We start from the raw sequence: 16,812 nt of genomic DNA on the forward strand, positions 1-16,812 counted from the left end.
CTAGAAAATGACCCTTGTTTTTGCGGCTGTAATTTGAAAAAGTTATGCCGGTTTAATTTGCGAATTCACATATGGATAAGGGATTTAAATTAGCTAGCCAACTATTGACGCTGCTTGATACGGAACAAAGATGGTTTACCTTAGCCGAAGTTGAAAAAAGTTTTGGTATTTCAGATAAAACAATACGTAAGATGGTTGAGGAAATCAGCAAGCAATTACCACCTAGTATGAGCATTGAAGTTTCTAGAGGAAAGGGAATATTTCTTCGACGTGATGGGAAAAGTAAGACGATTAGCGAAGTGATTTCTTCTATGTTCAGACAAACCACCTTTTATAGGCTGATGAGTGTGTTGTTCATGAATGTGGGTCCACTGTCCGTGGAGGAGCTTGCCGGGGCCATGTTTATGAGTACCTCGTCTTTGAAGAAACTGATCGTGCACTTAAATAATCATGATCTGAAAGCGTATAAGTTACGCATTACTTATTCTACACCTATGATCAAAGGGAATGAGTTGAATATTCGATATTTTTACTGGAAGTTATATTGTGATGCGCATGAGTTCACAGGATGGCCCTTTGAGAATGTCGATTTTGCTTACATCAATGAGCTAATCACAAATACGGAGAAACAGAAAAACATTGTTTATTTTATCAATTCCAAAAGGAGATTAGCCTTTTTGTTGGCCATTGTTGTAGAAAGAGTGACGAGAGGAAAATGTGTAAAAATCGACGAACATAGTTACCCTTGGGGAAAGGGTTTTTTTTATTTACCAGTAAAAACCTTTGCGAAGAGTCTTGAAGAAAAATTCTCCATTGAATTTCCCAAAAGCGAAATATTTTTTATGCAATCACTGGCTAGTCTCAGCCAATATCATTATTATGAAGGATCAGAAATAACGCCGATGAAAGAAATAGAATTATACAAAGAGAAAGAAGAATATCAAATGGGTAATCTGCTTCTAACGCTATTGGCAAAGGTATACCCCAACTTGGATAAGGAAGAACGATTTATATTGGAGATATACGAATTCTTTGACAAGCTATTAATCGATAATGCCATTCCTGAATGGATGATGATTTCAAAAAGTAATTTAACTACATATGTTCAAGAAGAGTGCCAGCAGATTTATCAAGAATTGCAAACCTGCATGCAAACGTGGAATAAAGCGTATCCTTCCATCTTGTATAATGATTTTCATTTAACCAAGTTAACCTTAATTGTTCGCTCAGGCTTGCGTTATAAAAGAAAGAGGGCCTTCTTAGTGATCGGGGAAGAATTTTCAATTCGTCATTACATAGCGGATTTGATAAAGAAGGAAATTGGGGATCAGTTGATCATTAATACTTCCATAATGAAAGGGTTAACCGACGAAATGATGCAGCAGCATCATATTGATCTTGTTATCAGTAATATCCCGGTTGCATTAAAGACAGTGCCTGTTGTTATTATCTCTACAATCCCATCTAAACGGGACTTAGACAATATTCGTCAAGAATTGCTCTTATGATTTGACCAATTATTTTCCGTATCCTACGTAAGATTTTGGTCTAGTTTGTTAGGATAAAAAGCCTTATGCTCAAAGTAGTTCCGGAACTAATTATCTTGGCGGAAATGGAAGCGATTTCGACAGCCAGACTTTAACATTAGAGGTGGAGGAAAATATGAGTAGGCATTTAGGCGCGAAAAAAGGAGAAATAGCGGACCGCGTTCTGCTTCCAGGAGATCCTTTGCGGGCAAAATTTGTAGCAGAACACTTTTTAGATAAAGCCTATTGTTATAACGAAGTAAGAGGCATGTATGGATATACGGGATTATACAAGGGTGTGCCGGTGTCGGTTCAGGGGACAGGGATGGGAAATCCATCGATGAGTATTTATGCAACGGAATTGATTGTCGATTATGAAGTTAAGAAGTTGATTCGTATCGGTACATGTGGCGCGATGCAGGAAGAAATTAATATCCGCGATATTATATTAGCCCAAGCAGTGTCTTCAGATAGTAATTTGACGGAGAAGATCTTCCATGGTTGCAATTATGCACCTACGGCCGATTTCTCATTGTTAATGAAAGCCTATCAACAAGCACAAGGTAAAAATGTAAATGTCCTTGTTGGCAACATTTATAATTCTGATGAATTCTACCGTGAAAACTTAGATCGACTTCACAAGTTTATGGATTTCGGTGTATTAGCGGTAGAGATGGAAAGCACGGCCCTATATACTTTAGCCGCTAAATATGCTGTGAAAGCACTATCGATTTTGACAGTAGGCAGTCAATTGTTAACACAAGAACACTTAACTCATAAAGAAAGCGAACAATCCTTTTATGAAATGGTCGAAATAGCTCTTAACACAGTCATGGAGGGATAGATATGCATTATTTAATTTCCGTTGCCGGTCTGATTATTGTTTTATTACTGGCATGGCTTGCGAGTAACAATAAGAACAAGATTAAATATCGTCCAATCATTGTCATGATTGCTATTCAGATTGCTTTTGGACTGCTTATACTAAAAACAAGTATAGGCGAATTCTTAATTAAAGGGTTTGCTGATAGTTTTGCGAAATTACTGCAATATGCCAATGAAGGTACTAACTTTGTATTTGGTGGGGTTGCAAATGAAGGAGCCTACACATTCTTCCTTTATGTTTTGATGCCAATTGTTTTTATGTCAGCATTAATAGGGATTTTGCAACACTACAAAATACTGCCGTTCATCATAAAGTATATTGGTTTGATACTAAGTAAAGTAAATGGTATGGGGAAATTGGAATCATATAATGCGGTTGCAGCCGCAATTGTAGGACAAAATGAAGTATTTATTTCTGTGAAAAACCAACTTGGATCATTGCCAAAGCACCGCTTGTATACATTATGTGCGTCTGCAATGTCGACGGTATCCATGTCAATTGTCGGTTCATATATGACGATGCTAGAACCTAGGTATGTAGTGGCTGCATTAATATTAAACCTATTGGGCGGCTTTATCGTTTCATCCATCATTAATCCGTATGAAGTTAAATCAGAAGAAGATATTATTGATGTTCAGGAAGAGGAAAAACACACGTTTTTTGAAATGCTGGGCGAATATATTATGGATGGCTTTAAAGTAGCCATAGTAGTTGGGGTCATGTTAGTTGGTTTTGTTGGGATCATCGCTTTAATTAACGGAGTTTTTAGTGGCATATTCGGTATCTCGTTTCAAGGAGTTTTAGGGTATGTCTTTGCACCAATTGCCTTTCTGATCGGTGTGCCATGGCATGAAGCTGTTAGTGCGGGTAGTATCATGGCGACAAAGCTTGTTTCGAATGAATTTGTTGCTATGCTTGACTTTGTTAAAATCAAAGACGGTTTAAGCGGGCGTACTATAGCGATTGTCTCCGTTTTTCTAATCTCATTTGCTAACTTTGGGTCCATTGGTACAATCGTGGGTGCAGTGAAAGGGTTGAATGAAAAACAAGGGAATATTGTTGCTCGATTCGGATTAAAGCTGTTATATGGCGCCACGCTTGTAAGCGTTTTATCTGCTGTCATTATCGGAATTATATTTTAGTTGAACCACTTCACTTTTGAAAATGCAGCCTCAATTTACCAAAGGTGGACTCGGTTTTTAAACCGAGTCTTTTTTAAAGTTGACGAATGCTATCTCGTGCATCTATTCCTGCAAATACCAATAGTCGATATTCAATCATCATATGTAAGAAACCGTTTTGCTTGAAAACGGGAATGCCTTGTCCAATTAATTAATTTAGGGATTGATGGCATGGAGTGTTATTATCCAACGCATTCTTAAGAAGTCACAGAAGATTCGCCACATGGTTAACCTAACGGATACGTTAGCGCGGTGATGGAACCAATCCATCGCTTGTTTTATTCCCTGTGCACTCCGCTCAACTATCGGGCAGGATAAATTCAATCACTTCGCGAACAACATAAGCCATGGCGAATTTATTGCAATTGATTATTAATTCCAAAAGGGGGTGACATCATGATATTTTTTGAAAAAACAAACAAACTTTCCAATTTCTTTTTTGTTATATTTGTACTATTTCTCATTATGACAGCAGTCTTTTTTGCAAGTAGCCGATTCACAGAGGTTCTTTCGGATAACTTCACCAATGATCTAAGAGGAACAGTCGGGATGTTAGTTTGTATTATGATTTCGATTTCTTCATTAATTGCTGGAGTATCACTTAAGTATTTGATAAAAGAGGCAAATAATGAGATTCAATTACTCGAAGAAAGAATGAAGATGGATAAATTTTAGATTTTACTTGAGGGATATCAAAGTCGGCAGTAACACCATCTTTACACGGTGTCGGCGCCATGCCGAGCAGTGCGCCGAACGGTATGGGGCCTGTCAGCGACCACAGTGCAGCAGCTGTAAACAGCCACGGCATCAACAGAGCCGAGCGTCCGACTCGATGCCCCGGCCGGAGCATAGTCATCCGTCCGTTCTTATCCGCGGTGGAGAACAGCGGCAGCGTCATCAACACCGGGAACAGCCCCTTCGGGGCACAGAACCACGGTGCACCCCGTGCGACGGCTTTTATCTTCAGAATGTCCTACAAGAATGCCGGGGGCGTTTGTCAGCCCTCCTTCAAGTTTGATTGGCGAATGTTCTCCAATTAAACGGTCTGTACTGGGCCAATCGGCTGACAGAGGATTTTTGGGCTGTATTTTCTGCGATAAAACACAACATAAAGCAGCATTAACCCTCAACAGCGGTCCCTCCTAGGCTGTGTCTTTTGCATTTATTCCCTCCATAAAATAATTTTACCCGGGTAATATTTGATTTTTTATTTTTACCCGGGTATAATTGGAGGGCAATCAGAGAGGAGGTCAGCATGAGTAATACCCTAACGCGCTTTTACTGCACGGCATTTTTGGGTGAGGAAGTCGTCGCCAGCGGTTCGTTACAGCACGTTGTTACTACAGTGAAGGATGCCCTGGATGACAGAGACCTCACACAGTTGCTTTTGTTTGACGATTCCACGGGGAAGCCGGTAGACGTTGATTTTCGTGGGAAGACAGATGATGTGCTCAAACGATTAGGAGAACCGATTGGTGACTTACCCGATACGGAGGTGAATCATCAGCCTACACGGCGGGCCGGTCGACCCAAGCTGGGGGTCGTTTCCGGTGAGGTTACGTTATTACCACGCCATTGGGAATGGCTCAAGAGTCAGCCTGGAGGGGCATCGGTGACATTACGAAAACTCATTGATGAGGCTCGCCGCGCTGGAGAAAAACAGAGCAAAATCCGAGAGTCACAAGAAGCAACATATAACTTTATGACAGCTATGGCCGGGAACTTCCATCAATACGAAGAAGCTCTGCGGGCACTGTATGCTGGTGATTTGGATCGTTTTTACCACTACATCGATGACTGGGCGCCTGATATCAGAAACCATGTCAAGAGATTAGCCGCCAATGCATTCCCTGAAGAGAACTTATGAATGAAAGCATTTGCGCAGTCATTTCTAGCTTTTTCAAGTCATCAAGACTACCTGGCCTGTATCGGACATCGGACTGCAGCAATCGAAGATTCACGCCTCCTGCCTTTAACTGAACTTTCGATACCGAATGAATTGGAGGAGAACATGATCATGAATATTTTGAAAGTTAACGGCGTTGATTTGGCCTATGACAGTTTCGGTCACGAAAATAACGAGGCCATTATCCTCATCGCCGGGCTTGGAACCCAGATGATTCGATGGACGATTCGGTTTTGTGAGATGCTGGCAGCACGGGGCTTTCGCGTCATCCGCTTTGACAATCGCGACGTAGGATGCTCGACACACTTTAGCCATTATCCCACGCTGGATTTTGACGCACTGGCGACTGCTCTCATGTCAGGACAGCGACCGGACATCCCTTACACGCTCGATGACATGGCAGGCGACGCTATCGGACTGCTCGACGCCCTTTCAATTGAACGGGCACATTTCGTTGGCAGGTCGATGGGCGGAATGATCGCCCAGATTGCAGCGAGTGACTACCCTGAACGGGTTTTATCACTCACCTCCATTATGTCTAGCTCCGGTAATCCCACCCTTCCGCAAGCTTCCCCGGATGTCATGGCGATGATGACTAAACCGGCGCCGAACCCCTTTGAGGATGAAGCAGGATTTTTGGCGCACAGCCTCTCTTTTGCCAAACGCATCGCCGGCACGGGCTATCCATTCGAAGAAGACGCTTATCGGGCACTCATTCTGGAGGAAGTCCAGAGAGCTTACGATCCAGGCAGTGTCGGACGACAAATTGCTGCGATCGCTGTCTCCGGTGACCGTCGTCCGCGGTTGGCGACAATTCAAGTACCAGCACTTGTCATTCATGGGGTGGACGATCTCCTGTTCGTCCCGGCGTGTGGCGAGGACACGGCTTCTGCAATCCCGGGCGCCGAGCTAATGTTGGTTGACGGCATGGGACACGACCTGCCGCACCAATTGTACAAAGTAACCGCTGATGGCATAGAACGAACGGCTCGTCGCAATGGACACGCGCTTCCTGAATAGCATCCACCCGGAGTCCGCGGTCCCCAATGGGACGAGTGGGCCAAGGGCGCAGCGCTGATCCATTTGCACACTTGGCGCATACGACCCGGTTGGAAGCGGCAGTGCTCTTGGAACGGTTATTATTGGGTACTATAGTTAACCATCAATAATAAGGCCGCCGATTACTTCGGCGGTTTTTTGTGTAGATTTAAGAATGCAGAAATCGGATATTGAACGGTTCGAAACTATGCGCCGCGGCAGTTCTTCTCGCATTTTTCTCCGATACACCCAGACCTCCAAAAGGCTATTATGTGAAACGGCGCTTTTTTCATTTTGTTAAGCTAACTGATAGTTTAGTTACAATATATGGTACTATTGGGGTGGATATCAAATGAGTAAAGGGTGAGCAATTTACAAGGGGGGGGCATTTATGACAACCACACTAGGGCTAATCAGGCATGGGGTTACTGAGTGGAATACGCTTGGCAAGGCTCAAGGCATATCAGATATCCCTTTAAACGGAGAAGGAATAGAGCAAGCTATTGCATTGGCTAATAGACTTTCAAGTGAAGAATGGGACATTATATTCTCTAGTAACCTGATGAGAGCTAGGCAAACTGCCGAGATTATACGGCAATCTTTAGGAATAGCTTCAATATTCACTGATGAACGTATTAGAGAAATTAATTGCGGAATCATTGAGGGTACCACTGAGGAAGAACGCATCGCTTATTGGGGAGTTAATTGGCGTGAGCAAAACCTTGGTATGGAAGATTTCCAAGTGGTCGCCAAGAGAGGTCTAAATTTTCTTGAAGAACTGATTGTGAAACATGCAGGTAAAAGGATTTTAGTTGTAAGTCACGGAGCGTTAATTGGCTTATCATTACAACATCTTTTACCGCTGCGCTTCCCAAAAACATATATAGATAATACCTCTTTAACTATTCTTACGCATACTAACAACGATTGGACATGTCAATTATATAACTGTACCAAACACCTTTAGTTTAGGGTTGATTACGTTCCCTCAGAGACGATAATTAAATCACCGATAATCAAGCTGCAGATTGCTTCGGCGTTTTTTTGTTGTTAAGGAAATGATGCGCAGCAATATCCTGTGGAAATCCGTGGGCTCCCCCGAAAGTAAAGTCTACCCATAGAACGATCCCAGAGGAAGGGTTAGACGCCGATCCAGCTTAGGCTGGATGCGGACGGAATAAGCTTCAGAGCATCACGTCACTTTTGGGCGATTTGTTCTGCGTGTTATGAAGGTTTGATCATAATCCTAGTATCTCATAAATGACGGCTGCATGTTTGTGTCCGATTAGCGGAGAATTTTTTATTCAGACTGTCGCTGTTAGGATGAAATTGAAATGATATAGCAAAGGTCCGGTTAACCTAAAAAGGCTAATCAGACCTTATTTAATGAATACTTTAAAGGGTACAGTTGATGATTGGCATTAAGCTATCGCTGCCCGTAAGTAAGGCTGCTGCACTCCGGGACAGTTTCGTTACGAGGAGGGCTCTTTCGATACTGTCGCCAACAAAGCGGAAACGATCCAAATCGGAATGACGCTTATCGCAACTACTACCGGGGTGAAAGGCAGCATGAACAGTACATAGATGAGCCAACATACAGGCGCATACAGAAAAACTATTACTGTGCCGACCACGACTGACGAAACCCATCTTCCGATACGGTACCGATCCAGTAGGGTCACAACGAGAATCCCCATGGCGGCAAGCGAGAACAGATAGCTAATATCTTGGAACAGAACGGAGCTGCCTATAATCAGCAGCAAGAGAAGAGGCAGAAGACCGGCAAGCGATTCATGCAGAGACAGCTTGCTATCCCGAATGGTCGATACAGCGAGAACGCATGCGCCCACAGCGAAAAAGATACTCAAGAACGCGGTATCATTATTCGTCGATTCGGACAGATGCAGCAATCGTGTTACCCCCGATACGATTCCCCAGCTCAATACGGCCGCTCCGGCCATCCATCCGAGCAGCCGGACCAATTCGGCAATCATTGTGCGGAGCCGTAAGCCGCCCGTTCGAATCTGAAAGATCATATACCATAGGGCGAACCCGGCAGCCGCGGCCGACAGGACATAAGAAACGGCTTTGCTCATGATCACTAAATAGCCGGGCCATAAGGAAAAGTAAAGGCTGTCCTGTTTCCTTCCATCTTTAAATGGAACCTGTGCGGCATGATCTGCCATTTCCAAGGTGGTTATCAGAAAATGGTATGCCGTAGCGCGGTCCAAATTGTCAAAGCTGTCCGATTTTTCGTGGTAGCTCTCGACCCCCTCAACTGCTGCGAAATTTAGGCCAGAGTAGCCTGCCTTCAAATAACGGGTCAAATCCGTCCCATTGGGCATTCGGCGGTACAACCCGTTCGTAAACGAAAAAGCTAGCGGACGCGAGCTTGCAGATTGAAAGTAGCGCACCGCATCCAGATTGTCGTCAGAAGTCTCGAACATCAGCAGACCGCCGCGATTGCCGCGCGCTTCGAAGTTAATGACCAGATCGATACTACCGGGAAGCTCCGTGTGCGATCGAACAAATTCCTTCGCTCCCAGCGTCCCTAGTTCCTCACCGTCCGTGAACAGAAAATAAAGGTCCGATTGCAAATTCGGGTTCATCGCCTGCTCGCGCATGGCTTCCAGAATGGCGGCAACAGAGACCATGTCGTCTGCCGCACCTGGGGTCGTCGGTTTGGTGTCGTAATGGGCGGAAATCAGGATGCCACGATCTGTTGAGGGGGCGTCCAGCTTCACCAATATATTTTGCAGAATCAATGTATCATTCTCGTCAAAATGGGCCCGTGCGCGGATGCCGTTCTTGAAGTTATCCTCATGAGAAAGTCCGTTAGCGAGCGGCGGCAAATTCTCGAAATCCGGTACGCCATTACGCTCAAACATGTCCGCCATCACGTCCGTGACCGTGTAAGTTACTTTCTCGACCTTCGGTTCCAAGCCCATTGCTCGTATTTGCTCTAACAGATGAGCGCGTACCGACTCCAGTTCTGTCGAGCCGGACGGATGTGCCGCGACGGTCATCGCCTTAAGGTTGGCCATCATCCGCTCATATGCCGGATAATTCACATCGGATTCGGATGGCGGCGTCGGCGGCCGCAAAAGCTGCACCTCCAATCCAATCCCCGTCGCAAGTACAATCATCATCAGAACTATTGAAATGATTCTTCGCATATCTCGTCTCCCCCTCATACATGGATATACCATGACTATACGGGAGGAAAGGTTAATTCTAGGTTAATCGCGTAGGTTAGGCAGTTGAACCTCGAATGTGGTGCCCATGCCCATTTCGCTTTGGACTTGTACGGAGCCACTATGCTTGTCGATGACCGCCTTGGTAATGGACAGTCCCAGTCCGTTGCCCCCCAGCTCTCTGGAACGCGACTTGTCCACGCAGTAGAAAGGTTCGAAGATTTTGTCCAGTTGATCCTTTGGAATCCCAATCCCGTATCGGCGATGATAATCCGCGTTGTATCCGGATGGCGTGTGCCAGTGATTTGAATACTCCCATTCGGCTTATTATACTTGATGGCATTATGAAAAATGTTGGAGAATGCCCGCTGCAACAGATTCCTCTCTCCATAGACTGGTATATCCTCAAGGCGGACTTCGACATCGATATGTTTGCTTTGAATCTCCGCGGCAAGCTCGCTTACGATCGACTGGAACAGCTCCTTCGCTGAGAATGTCGCACAAGCGGCCACATTCAAGTCCGCATTCATTCGGAGCAGATCGTAAACCAGGGTGTTAAGTCGCTCCGCATTGCACTGCAGATCCTGCAGTGCTTCCTTATATTCTTCAAGTGATGGCGGGCCACCCAGCTGTACCACCTCAATCCTGGCGAGCATAGCGGCGATCGGTGTTTTGAGTTCATGAGCAGCATTGGCTGTAAAGTGTTTATGAGCCATGAAAGATTTTTCCAATTTCCGCGTCATTCGATTAAACGATAGGGATAACCTCGCGACCTCGTCCTTGGCCGGGGGAACCTGAACCTGCCTGTACAGATTATTTTCGTCGATCTCTTCGATCTCCTTGCTTAAGTCTGTGACAGGCTTCAGCGCTCCTCCTGCTACCCTGTAGGCAAGGACGCTTCCGCTAGCGATGATCAAGATTACGCACAGGAAGCCGGTAGAGGCGAAGTAAATCTGCTGCTCAATCAAGACTGACGGCACGGAGGGGATGGGAGGTGGGGACGGTATTGGAGGCACGGACGATATGGATGCTGGAAGGGGCTCTCTCCCCATTTCTTCGGAGGCACTGACTCTAGGAACAAGCTGCGGGGCGACATAAACGACGCGAGCTGTATAGATTAAAGCGGCCATGAGCGAGAAGCATGCGATGGAGAGTATCAGCGCCATTAACAAAGTTAGCCGCACACGCAGCGGAAGAAATTTAATATGCATCAAGCGGCACCTCCGCTATGTAATAGCCAAGGCCTCTCCGGTTCTTGATCACTTCCTGTTCACCCAAGAGCGCCGCCAGCTTTTTTTTGAGAGAATTGATATGAACCTTGAGAGAGTTCGAGAACCCGTCGAAGCTGCTGTCCCACAGGTGCTCAATGATTTCTTCCGCACTGACGACTCTATCCTTATTAAGCATCAGGTACTCCAGAATGCCGTATTCTTTCTTCGTCAATTCCATGAGGTCGCCCTTAACGTACGCAGTCTTTAACGCGGTATCGATCAGCAGCTCGCCATGCGACATCCGCGTATCCGTCTGGGTGAATCTCCGGCGGAGCAGCGCCCGCAGTCTAGCCTCCAACTCCTTGAAGTGAAAGGGTTTCGCCATATAATCGTTCGCTCCGGTGTCCAGACCGAAAATTTTGTCCTCTACATCGGAACGTGCCGACAGAATCAAAATCTTGATGTCCTGGTTATTCTTGCGGATCTCTCTCAAGACATCGATGCCATCGATTCTAGGCAAATTCCAGTCCAGCACGAGCGCGTCATACTCATGGATTTCAACCAATCGCAACGCTTCTTCGCCGTCCGATGCCGCATCAACTGCATAGCTGAATTTTCGCAAACCCATGCAAATCGACTTCTGCATCGACAGATCATCTTCGACAACTAATATTTTCAACTTTGTCGCCCCTATCCTTTTGTTTGACAATGTTTATATACTTATATACTAACCCGATTCAACTCCTTTTTACATTACTCGTTTATTTATTTGAAGGGTTGAAGTGTCTTCGACCTGATCGAGGAGTGTCGCTGGAGGTGCCCCAATCCGGCACAAGATGCTGCTGTGTCTTGATAATCCTCATTCAAATATCTCTCCTAAAAATGAACTGCCTCCTCAAAAAAGGGGTCTTGGGGCTGGGTCAAGAATATGATATATGCAAGATATTGGATATGATTCGGCTTTCAGAGGAAATAAATCGGAAGAATTACTCCAAAACAGGAGGTACCATATGAGTTCCATTCTAAAAGTTATAGAAAAGCTAAAGTTGAACGTCTTGAATATAGAAGATGTTCCAGAGTCGTTTAGTTCTGATGTATACAAACTTACTCTTGCCAGTGGAGACAACGTTTTTGTAAAAATTCCATTTAACAAGGATAAACTATTCCGTGAATTTCAGATGCTTGAAACATTAAAGGGGATCATACCTGTTCCTAAGGTGTTGGACATTTGGTACGGGGATGAAAGTACTACTGGAGCATTGCTGCTTTCAGCAATTCGAGGTATGCCTTGTACAGGAGACATGGATGAGAAGCTCTCTTTTCAAATTGGCGTGTATCAAGCGATGCTCCATGAGGTTAAGCCCCCTGGGTATGGTTACCATGTAACCGATGGTTTTAAGTTACTTCATCAGAATGATTGGAGATTATGCAAAGAGATTCTCGACTCCAAATTGTATGAAAGATGTATTGTTCGCTTTGATGAAGCTTTCTCCGCTTTACCGGACCCTGACGGACCATGCATTGTTCACATGGATTTTAGACCAGGTAATATATTGGTGAACGGTAACGAGGTTGCCGGCATCATTGATTTCGAGAGTGCCCGTGGTGGATCGTCGGAAATCGATTTTACAAAAGTCAATCGGTACATTTGGGAAGTCAATCCGAGAACAAAGATACCGTTCATGGAAGGTTATCAATCGATTCGACCTATGTTGGCTTTGGAAAGAGTGCTGCCATTTTATGATTTTTACGATGCTTTCAGCGCAGTTGTATGGTGCAAAAACAGAGGCATTGAAAAAAAATCAAACGTTCCTTCAGGAAAATATTATTACTTTAAGGAATTCGGTGGGTTATTAGCCGAGAAGACGAACGCGACTTCGCCGCAGGCTCCCATCGCTAGATGGGGGCTAATTGAATTTCAAGTGCGGACACAACTTGATTTTGTTAAAAAAACAGCTATAATTATGTTTAATAGATTAAACGAATGAACGAAAGGGTGGATCGTATGAGCCAGCAAATCGAGCATGTTCTACAACAATTTAAAGATTGTATCCCTCTATTGGAAGTACTGACCGATGAAAACCGTCAAGCTATTATTATGCTGTTGGCACAGAATAAATCGGGACTTAATGTAAATACAATATCAGGCCATATGAATTTGTCTAGACCTGCTGTATCCCATCATTTAAAGGTGTTGAAACAGTCCGGTTTTATTAAATCCGAAAAAAAAGGCGTAGAAAACTATTATGTGTTGACTGTCCGTAAACCACTTGAACAACTCAAATCGTTAATTACTGCCGTTGAAGATGAATGCAAATGACTCCATGTTTACCCTAAGACTTGAAGGGCATACTGTAGCGAGGAACTTTTTTGCATAATAGGTTTATATGTTTAAACTAATAATCATATATGGAGTGATTTTAAATGAAGGCTATGATCATTGAGAAATACGGAAAAAATGTCCCGTTCGTGATTACAGATCAACCAATGCCTACTATCGGAGAACATGATGTGCTAGTGGAGATTCATGCAGCCAGCTTAAATCCTATTGACTTAAAAATTAAGGAAGGGAAAATGAAATTCCTGCTGAATTACAGGTTTCCTCTCATTTTAGGAAATGATTTCTCCGGAGTTGTCGTCAAGGTTGGCGACCGGGTGAATACATTTAAGCCTGGAGATGAAGTTTACGGAAGACCCCGCAAAAATCGGATCGGAACATTGGCCGAATTTATTGCTGTTCATGAGGAAGATATTTGGCTGAAGCCGCAAAATCTAACCTTTGAAGAGGTGGCATCGATACCGCTGATCGGATTGACGGCTTACCAAGCTTTTGTTGATATATTAAATCTGCAAAAAGGCCAGAAAGTTTTGATTCACGCAGGTTCGGGAGGCGTAGGAACCTTCGCCATCCAAATGGCCAAGCTGATGGGCGCTTTTGTTGCCACAACAGCAAGTGAAAAAGGCTATGAATTGGTCAAATCGTTGGGGGCTGATCTAATTATTAATTATAAAAAAGAAAATTTTGAAGAAATGCTTACCGGATATGACGCTGTTTTTGATACTTTAGGCGGAGAAGCCTTGGTAAAATCATTCCGGATACTAAAGCCAGGCGGACAAATCGTATCCATCTCCGGTATGCCAAACGCCAGATTTGGAAAAGAAGCTAATTTGGGCTGGATGAAAACAACAATTTTGTCCGTCGCGAGCCATAAGATCAAAGCTCAAGAGAAGAAGAGCCAAACAAGGTATCACTTCCTTTTTATGAAACCGAGCGGAGAACAATTGAAGGCTTTAAAGGAATTTATTGAAGGAGGTCTCATTAAGCCTATTATTGATAAGGTGTATCATTTGAAAGATGCCGGGCAAGGATTTAAATACCTGGAAAGCGGAAGGGCGAAGGGGAAAGTAATCATTAAAATAAAGTAAGTGCGGCCGCCGCGGGCATTCCTGCTTGAGCATATCGACCCAAATGCTCATTTCTTTTTGCAGTGCTCGGAATGGAAAAATAACTTGGCGTCCATCTTGTACATGTGCGCCACGCATGGCGATGGGCTAGTGGCGAAAGTCTGCTGCGGGGGCTTGTCGTTGCATGTAGAATTTAACTGTTACAGAGAATGCAGTACATCATCTCATATCTGGTGTATAATGCAAGAAGTGAAACTTCCGCATCGACGGTGGTATGACGAAGGAGATTATATGACATTTGAACAATTGAAACTAATTCCCCCCATTCTTAAAGCGCTGGCTAAGGAAAATTATAGACAGCCCACTCCCATACAGGAGCAAGCCATTCCGCCGGTGCTGGCGGGCCGAGATTTGTTCGGCTGCGCTCAGACGGGGACCGGCAAGACAGCGGCGTTCTTGCTGCCAATTATCCAACTGCTAAGCTCGCAGCAGGGACGACCGAGCGGCGGCAAGCGCGTCATTCGTTCGCTGATCCTGACGCCTACGCGAGAGCTGGCCATTCAGATATCCGACAACTTTAAATCCTACGGACGCTTTTCGAATCTGCGAAGTGCCGTGATTGTAGGCGGCGTCTCGCAAAAAGCGCAGGAGCAGGCGCTGGAGCAAGGCATGGACATTCTAATAGCCACGCCGGGCCGGCTAATCGACCTGATGAACCAAGGGTTCGCCGATCTGCGTCACGTGCAGATTCTCGTGCTGGACGAAGCAGACCGCATGCTAGATATGGGCTTCATTCACGACATGAGAAGGATCATCGCCAAGCTGCCTGCCAAACGACAGACGCTGTTCTTTTCGGCGACGATGCCGCCCGAGATCACTTCTCTGGTAAACTCATTGCTGACGAATCCGATGAAAATCGAAATTACGCCCGTTTCCTCTACGGCGGAGCGGATCAAACAGACACTCTACTTTGTGGACAAGCCGAATAAGCTGCCGCTGTTGATCGACCTGCTGCAAGACCGGTCGATCGAGAGCGCGCTTGTGTTCACCCGTACGAAGCATGGCGCGGATCGGCTGGTGAGGGGCTTGACGAAGGCGGCGATTACCGCGCAGGCGATTCACGGCGACAAGTCGCAGAACGCCCGCCAAACTGCGCTGAATAACTTCAAGCAAGGTGTGACGCGCATACTGGTGGCGACAGACATTGCGGCCCGGGGCATCGACATCGAGGAGCTGTCGCACGTCATTAACTACAATTTGCCGAATATCCCGGAAACGTATGTGCATCGGATCGGCCGCACCGGACGAGCGGGATTAAGCGGAATAGCGATTTCGTTTTGCGAGTACGAGGAGATTCCTTATCTGAAAGATATCGAGAAGCTGATCAAGCAGAAGATTCCGGTGATCGGGGATCATCCGTATCCGATGGCAATGAATGAGTCGACACAGACGACAGTTAGGGAGATCAAAGCCAGCGTCACCTCTTCCGAGGCTGGTATCACCCGAGGCCCTCGCAAAGGCGCTACCCCAAACGACTCTGCTGGCAAAAAAGGAACCTTCGGAGGTTCCGGCCGCCGCTCGAGACGGCGGTCCTAAATCGTTGAAGCTGCTGTTACAGGCGCCGCGTTAAACCGTAACTACGTTTTTTGAAGTATTACATGTAATAATAAAAAAGGGAGCGGATGCACATGATACAAATAACGATTCCAACACCGGATGTCACCATACACAAACAGAAAAACCCGGAGCTAAGCAATATTTATGGGTTTACGGATTTTCACCTGATTTCAAGAGATAAAGCGGGGATTTTCATGTTTTACAATGATCGGGATGAACTCTTATTCGTCGGCAAAGCACGGAAGCTAAGACCCCGAATCAAAAAACATTTTGAAGATACAGTATCCGTCATGAAAAATCACAGGGACGAAGTTACCAAAATCGAGGTTTATATTGTCGAGGACCCCGTTCATAGGGAAATTTACGAAACATTTATTATTAACGAACTTAAGGCCAGATACAATGTAGATAAAGTGTTATACAAATAAGGATAAACGATACGTAAAACCAAATAGGACCTCTCTATCGGGCTCTTTGTTAATGAGTGAGAGGACTGTTGGGAAGCATGTGATATAAAGGAATTTAAAGCCTCTGAGATCTTGAGTCTCAGGGGTTTTTAGTTCACGCCTTTGGCGTACAGCGCGGTGATCGGCTCATCGATCCCGGTCACATCCGTCTGTTTTTTTGACGACAACCGGATTGAACTCGCCCAAGCGGTCCCGCGGCACCTGAATTTGCATATCGGTATGAACGGTTTTCTTCTAACTATAATAAAGCTTTAGCGGATAAATTGTGGCAGTTCAGCTTGAGCTTTATATCCTGACAATAAAAGATGGCCGTCCAAGAGGGCGCATTTTATTTCGTCTTCATGGCGGTACAACCGTATCGCAAGTAAAGCGAATTGTCGG

15 protein-coding genes and 1 pseudogene are annotated in these 16,812 nt (G+C 45.1%); 11 read left to right on the forward strand and 5 right to left on the reverse strand.

Translation table 11 applies throughout. The features are described from left to right. The first annotated feature begins 71 nt into the window (after positions 1-71). The 3 genes from SK3146_RS19185 to SK3146_RS19195 all read left to right on the forward strand — a co-directional run bounded on the left by SK3146_RS19185 (position 72) and on the right by SK3146_RS19195 (position 3,554). Positions 72-1,508 carry an AcpB/EbpR/MafR family transcriptional regulator gene (locus SK3146_RS19185; RefSeq protein ID WP_249860331.1) on the forward strand — a complete coding sequence of 479 codons (1,437 nt, stop codon included), beginning with the start codon at positions 72-74 and terminating at the stop codon, positions 1,506-1,508. A 154-nt stretch (positions 1,509-1,662) separates the two neighbouring features. Further along, positions 1,663-2,370: a purine-nucleoside phosphorylase gene (gene deoD / locus SK3146_RS19190; protein WP_249860332.1), complete on the forward strand. Its 708-nt coding sequence runs from the start codon at positions 1,663-1,665 to the stop codon at positions 2,368-2,370. A gap of 2 nt (positions 2,371-2,372) precedes the next feature. Then, positions 2,373-3,554 (forward strand): NupC/NupG family nucleoside CNT transporter, encoded by a 1,182-nt coding sequence (locus SK3146_RS19195; protein ID WP_249860333.1) that lies wholly within the window; start codon positions 2,373-2,375, stop codon positions 3,552-3,554. Positions 3,555-4,194: 640 nt separating this feature from the next. Here the strand turns inward: SK3146_RS19195 and SK3146_RS19200 are convergent. Continuing rightward, positions 4,195-4,497: a hypothetical protein gene (locus tag SK3146_RS19200; RefSeq protein WP_249860334.1), complete on the reverse strand. Its 303-nt coding sequence runs from the start codon at positions 4,495-4,497 to the stop codon at positions 4,195-4,197. A 351-nt stretch (positions 4,498-4,848) separates the two neighbouring features. On the opposite strand from SK3146_RS19200, the gene SK3146_RS19205 reads away from it, so the two are divergent. The 3 genes from SK3146_RS19205 (at position 4,849) to SK3146_RS19215 (ending at position 7,504) form a co-directional block, all read left to right on the forward strand. Continuing rightward, on the forward strand, positions 4,849-5,460 hold the full coding sequence (locus tag SK3146_RS19205) for a DUF2239 family protein (RefSeq protein WP_249860335.1): 612 nt from the start codon (positions 4,849-4,851) through the stop codon (positions 5,458-5,460). A gap of 150 nt (positions 5,461-5,610) precedes the next feature. Continuing rightward, positions 5,611-6,519 (forward strand): alpha/beta fold hydrolase, encoded by a 909-nt coding sequence (locus SK3146_RS19210; RefSeq protein WP_349655222.1) that lies wholly within the window; start codon positions 5,611-5,613, stop codon positions 6,517-6,519. Positions 6,520-6,928: 409 nt separating this feature from the next. Further along, complete coding sequence (locus tag SK3146_RS19215) at positions 6,929-7,504, forward strand: histidine phosphatase family protein (RefSeq protein ID WP_249860337.1); 576 nt, start codon at positions 6,929-6,931, stop codon at positions 7,502-7,504. A gap of 505 nt (positions 7,505-8,009) precedes the next feature. Here the strand turns inward: SK3146_RS19215 and SK3146_RS19220 are convergent. The 3 genes from SK3146_RS19220 to SK3146_RS19230 form a co-directional block, all read right to left on the reverse strand. After that, positions 8,010-9,686 (reverse strand): M20/M25/M40 family metallo-hydrolase, encoded by a 1,677-nt coding sequence (locus tag SK3146_RS19220; protein ID WP_249860338.1) that lies wholly within the window; start codon positions 9,684-9,686, stop codon positions 8,010-8,012. A gap of 62 nt (positions 9,687-9,748) precedes the next feature. Next, positions 9,749-10,942, reverse strand: a complete 1,194-nt coding sequence (locus SK3146_RS19225; RefSeq protein WP_249860339.1) for a sensor histidine kinase — start codon at positions 10,940-10,942, stop codon at positions 9,749-9,751. Then, entirely contained in the window at positions 10,932-11,621 is a 690-nt protein-coding gene (locus SK3146_RS19230) for a response regulator transcription factor (protein WP_249860340.1), read from the reverse strand. The genes SK3146_RS19225 and SK3146_RS19230 overlap by 11 nt, the downstream gene beginning before the upstream one ends. Positions 11,622-11,952: 331 nt before the next feature. Between SK3146_RS19230 and SK3146_RS19235 the strand changes: the two genes are divergently transcribed. The 5 genes from SK3146_RS19235 (at position 11,953) to SK3146_RS19255 (ending at position 16,392) form a co-directional block, all read left to right on the forward strand. Beyond that, complete coding sequence (locus tag SK3146_RS19235; protein ID WP_249860341.1) at positions 11,953-12,930, forward strand: phosphotransferase family protein; 978 nt, start codon at positions 11,953-11,955, stop codon at positions 12,928-12,930. Positions 12,931-12,947: 17 nt separating this feature from the next. Further along, complete coding sequence (locus tag SK3146_RS19240; protein ID WP_249866364.1) at positions 12,948-13,262, forward strand: ArsR/SmtB family transcription factor; 315 nt, start codon at positions 12,948-12,950, stop codon at positions 13,260-13,262. A gap of 104 nt (positions 13,263-13,366) precedes the next feature. Continuing rightward, positions 13,367-14,368: an NADP-dependent oxidoreductase gene (locus SK3146_RS19245; RefSeq protein WP_249860342.1), complete on the forward strand. Its 1,002-nt coding sequence runs from the start codon at positions 13,367-13,369 to the stop codon at positions 14,366-14,368. A gap of 270 nt (positions 14,369-14,638) precedes the next feature. Then, positions 14,639-15,943 carry a DEAD/DEAH box helicase gene (locus SK3146_RS19250; RefSeq protein ID WP_249860343.1) on the forward strand — a complete coding sequence of 435 codons (1,305 nt, stop codon included), beginning with the start codon at positions 14,639-14,641 and terminating at the stop codon, positions 15,941-15,943. 92 nt (positions 15,944-16,035) lie between these two features. Beyond that, positions 16,036-16,392: a nucleotide excision repair endonuclease gene (locus SK3146_RS19255; RefSeq protein WP_249860344.1), complete on the forward strand. Its 357-nt coding sequence runs from the start codon at positions 16,036-16,038 to the stop codon at positions 16,390-16,392. Between the two features lie 131 nt (positions 16,393-16,523). On the opposite strand, the pseudogene SK3146_RS35295 reads toward SK3146_RS19255, so the two are convergent. Next, positions 16,524-16,665: pseudogene (locus SK3146_RS35295) on the reverse strand (transposase); the annotation flags it as partial. Positions 16,666-16,812 lie beyond the last annotated feature (147 nt).

This window comes from Paenibacillus konkukensis, from assembly GCF_023523925.1.
Taxonomy (GTDB): domain Bacteria; phylum Bacillota; class Bacilli; order Paenibacillales; family NBRC-103111; genus Paenibacillus_S; species Paenibacillus_S doosanensis.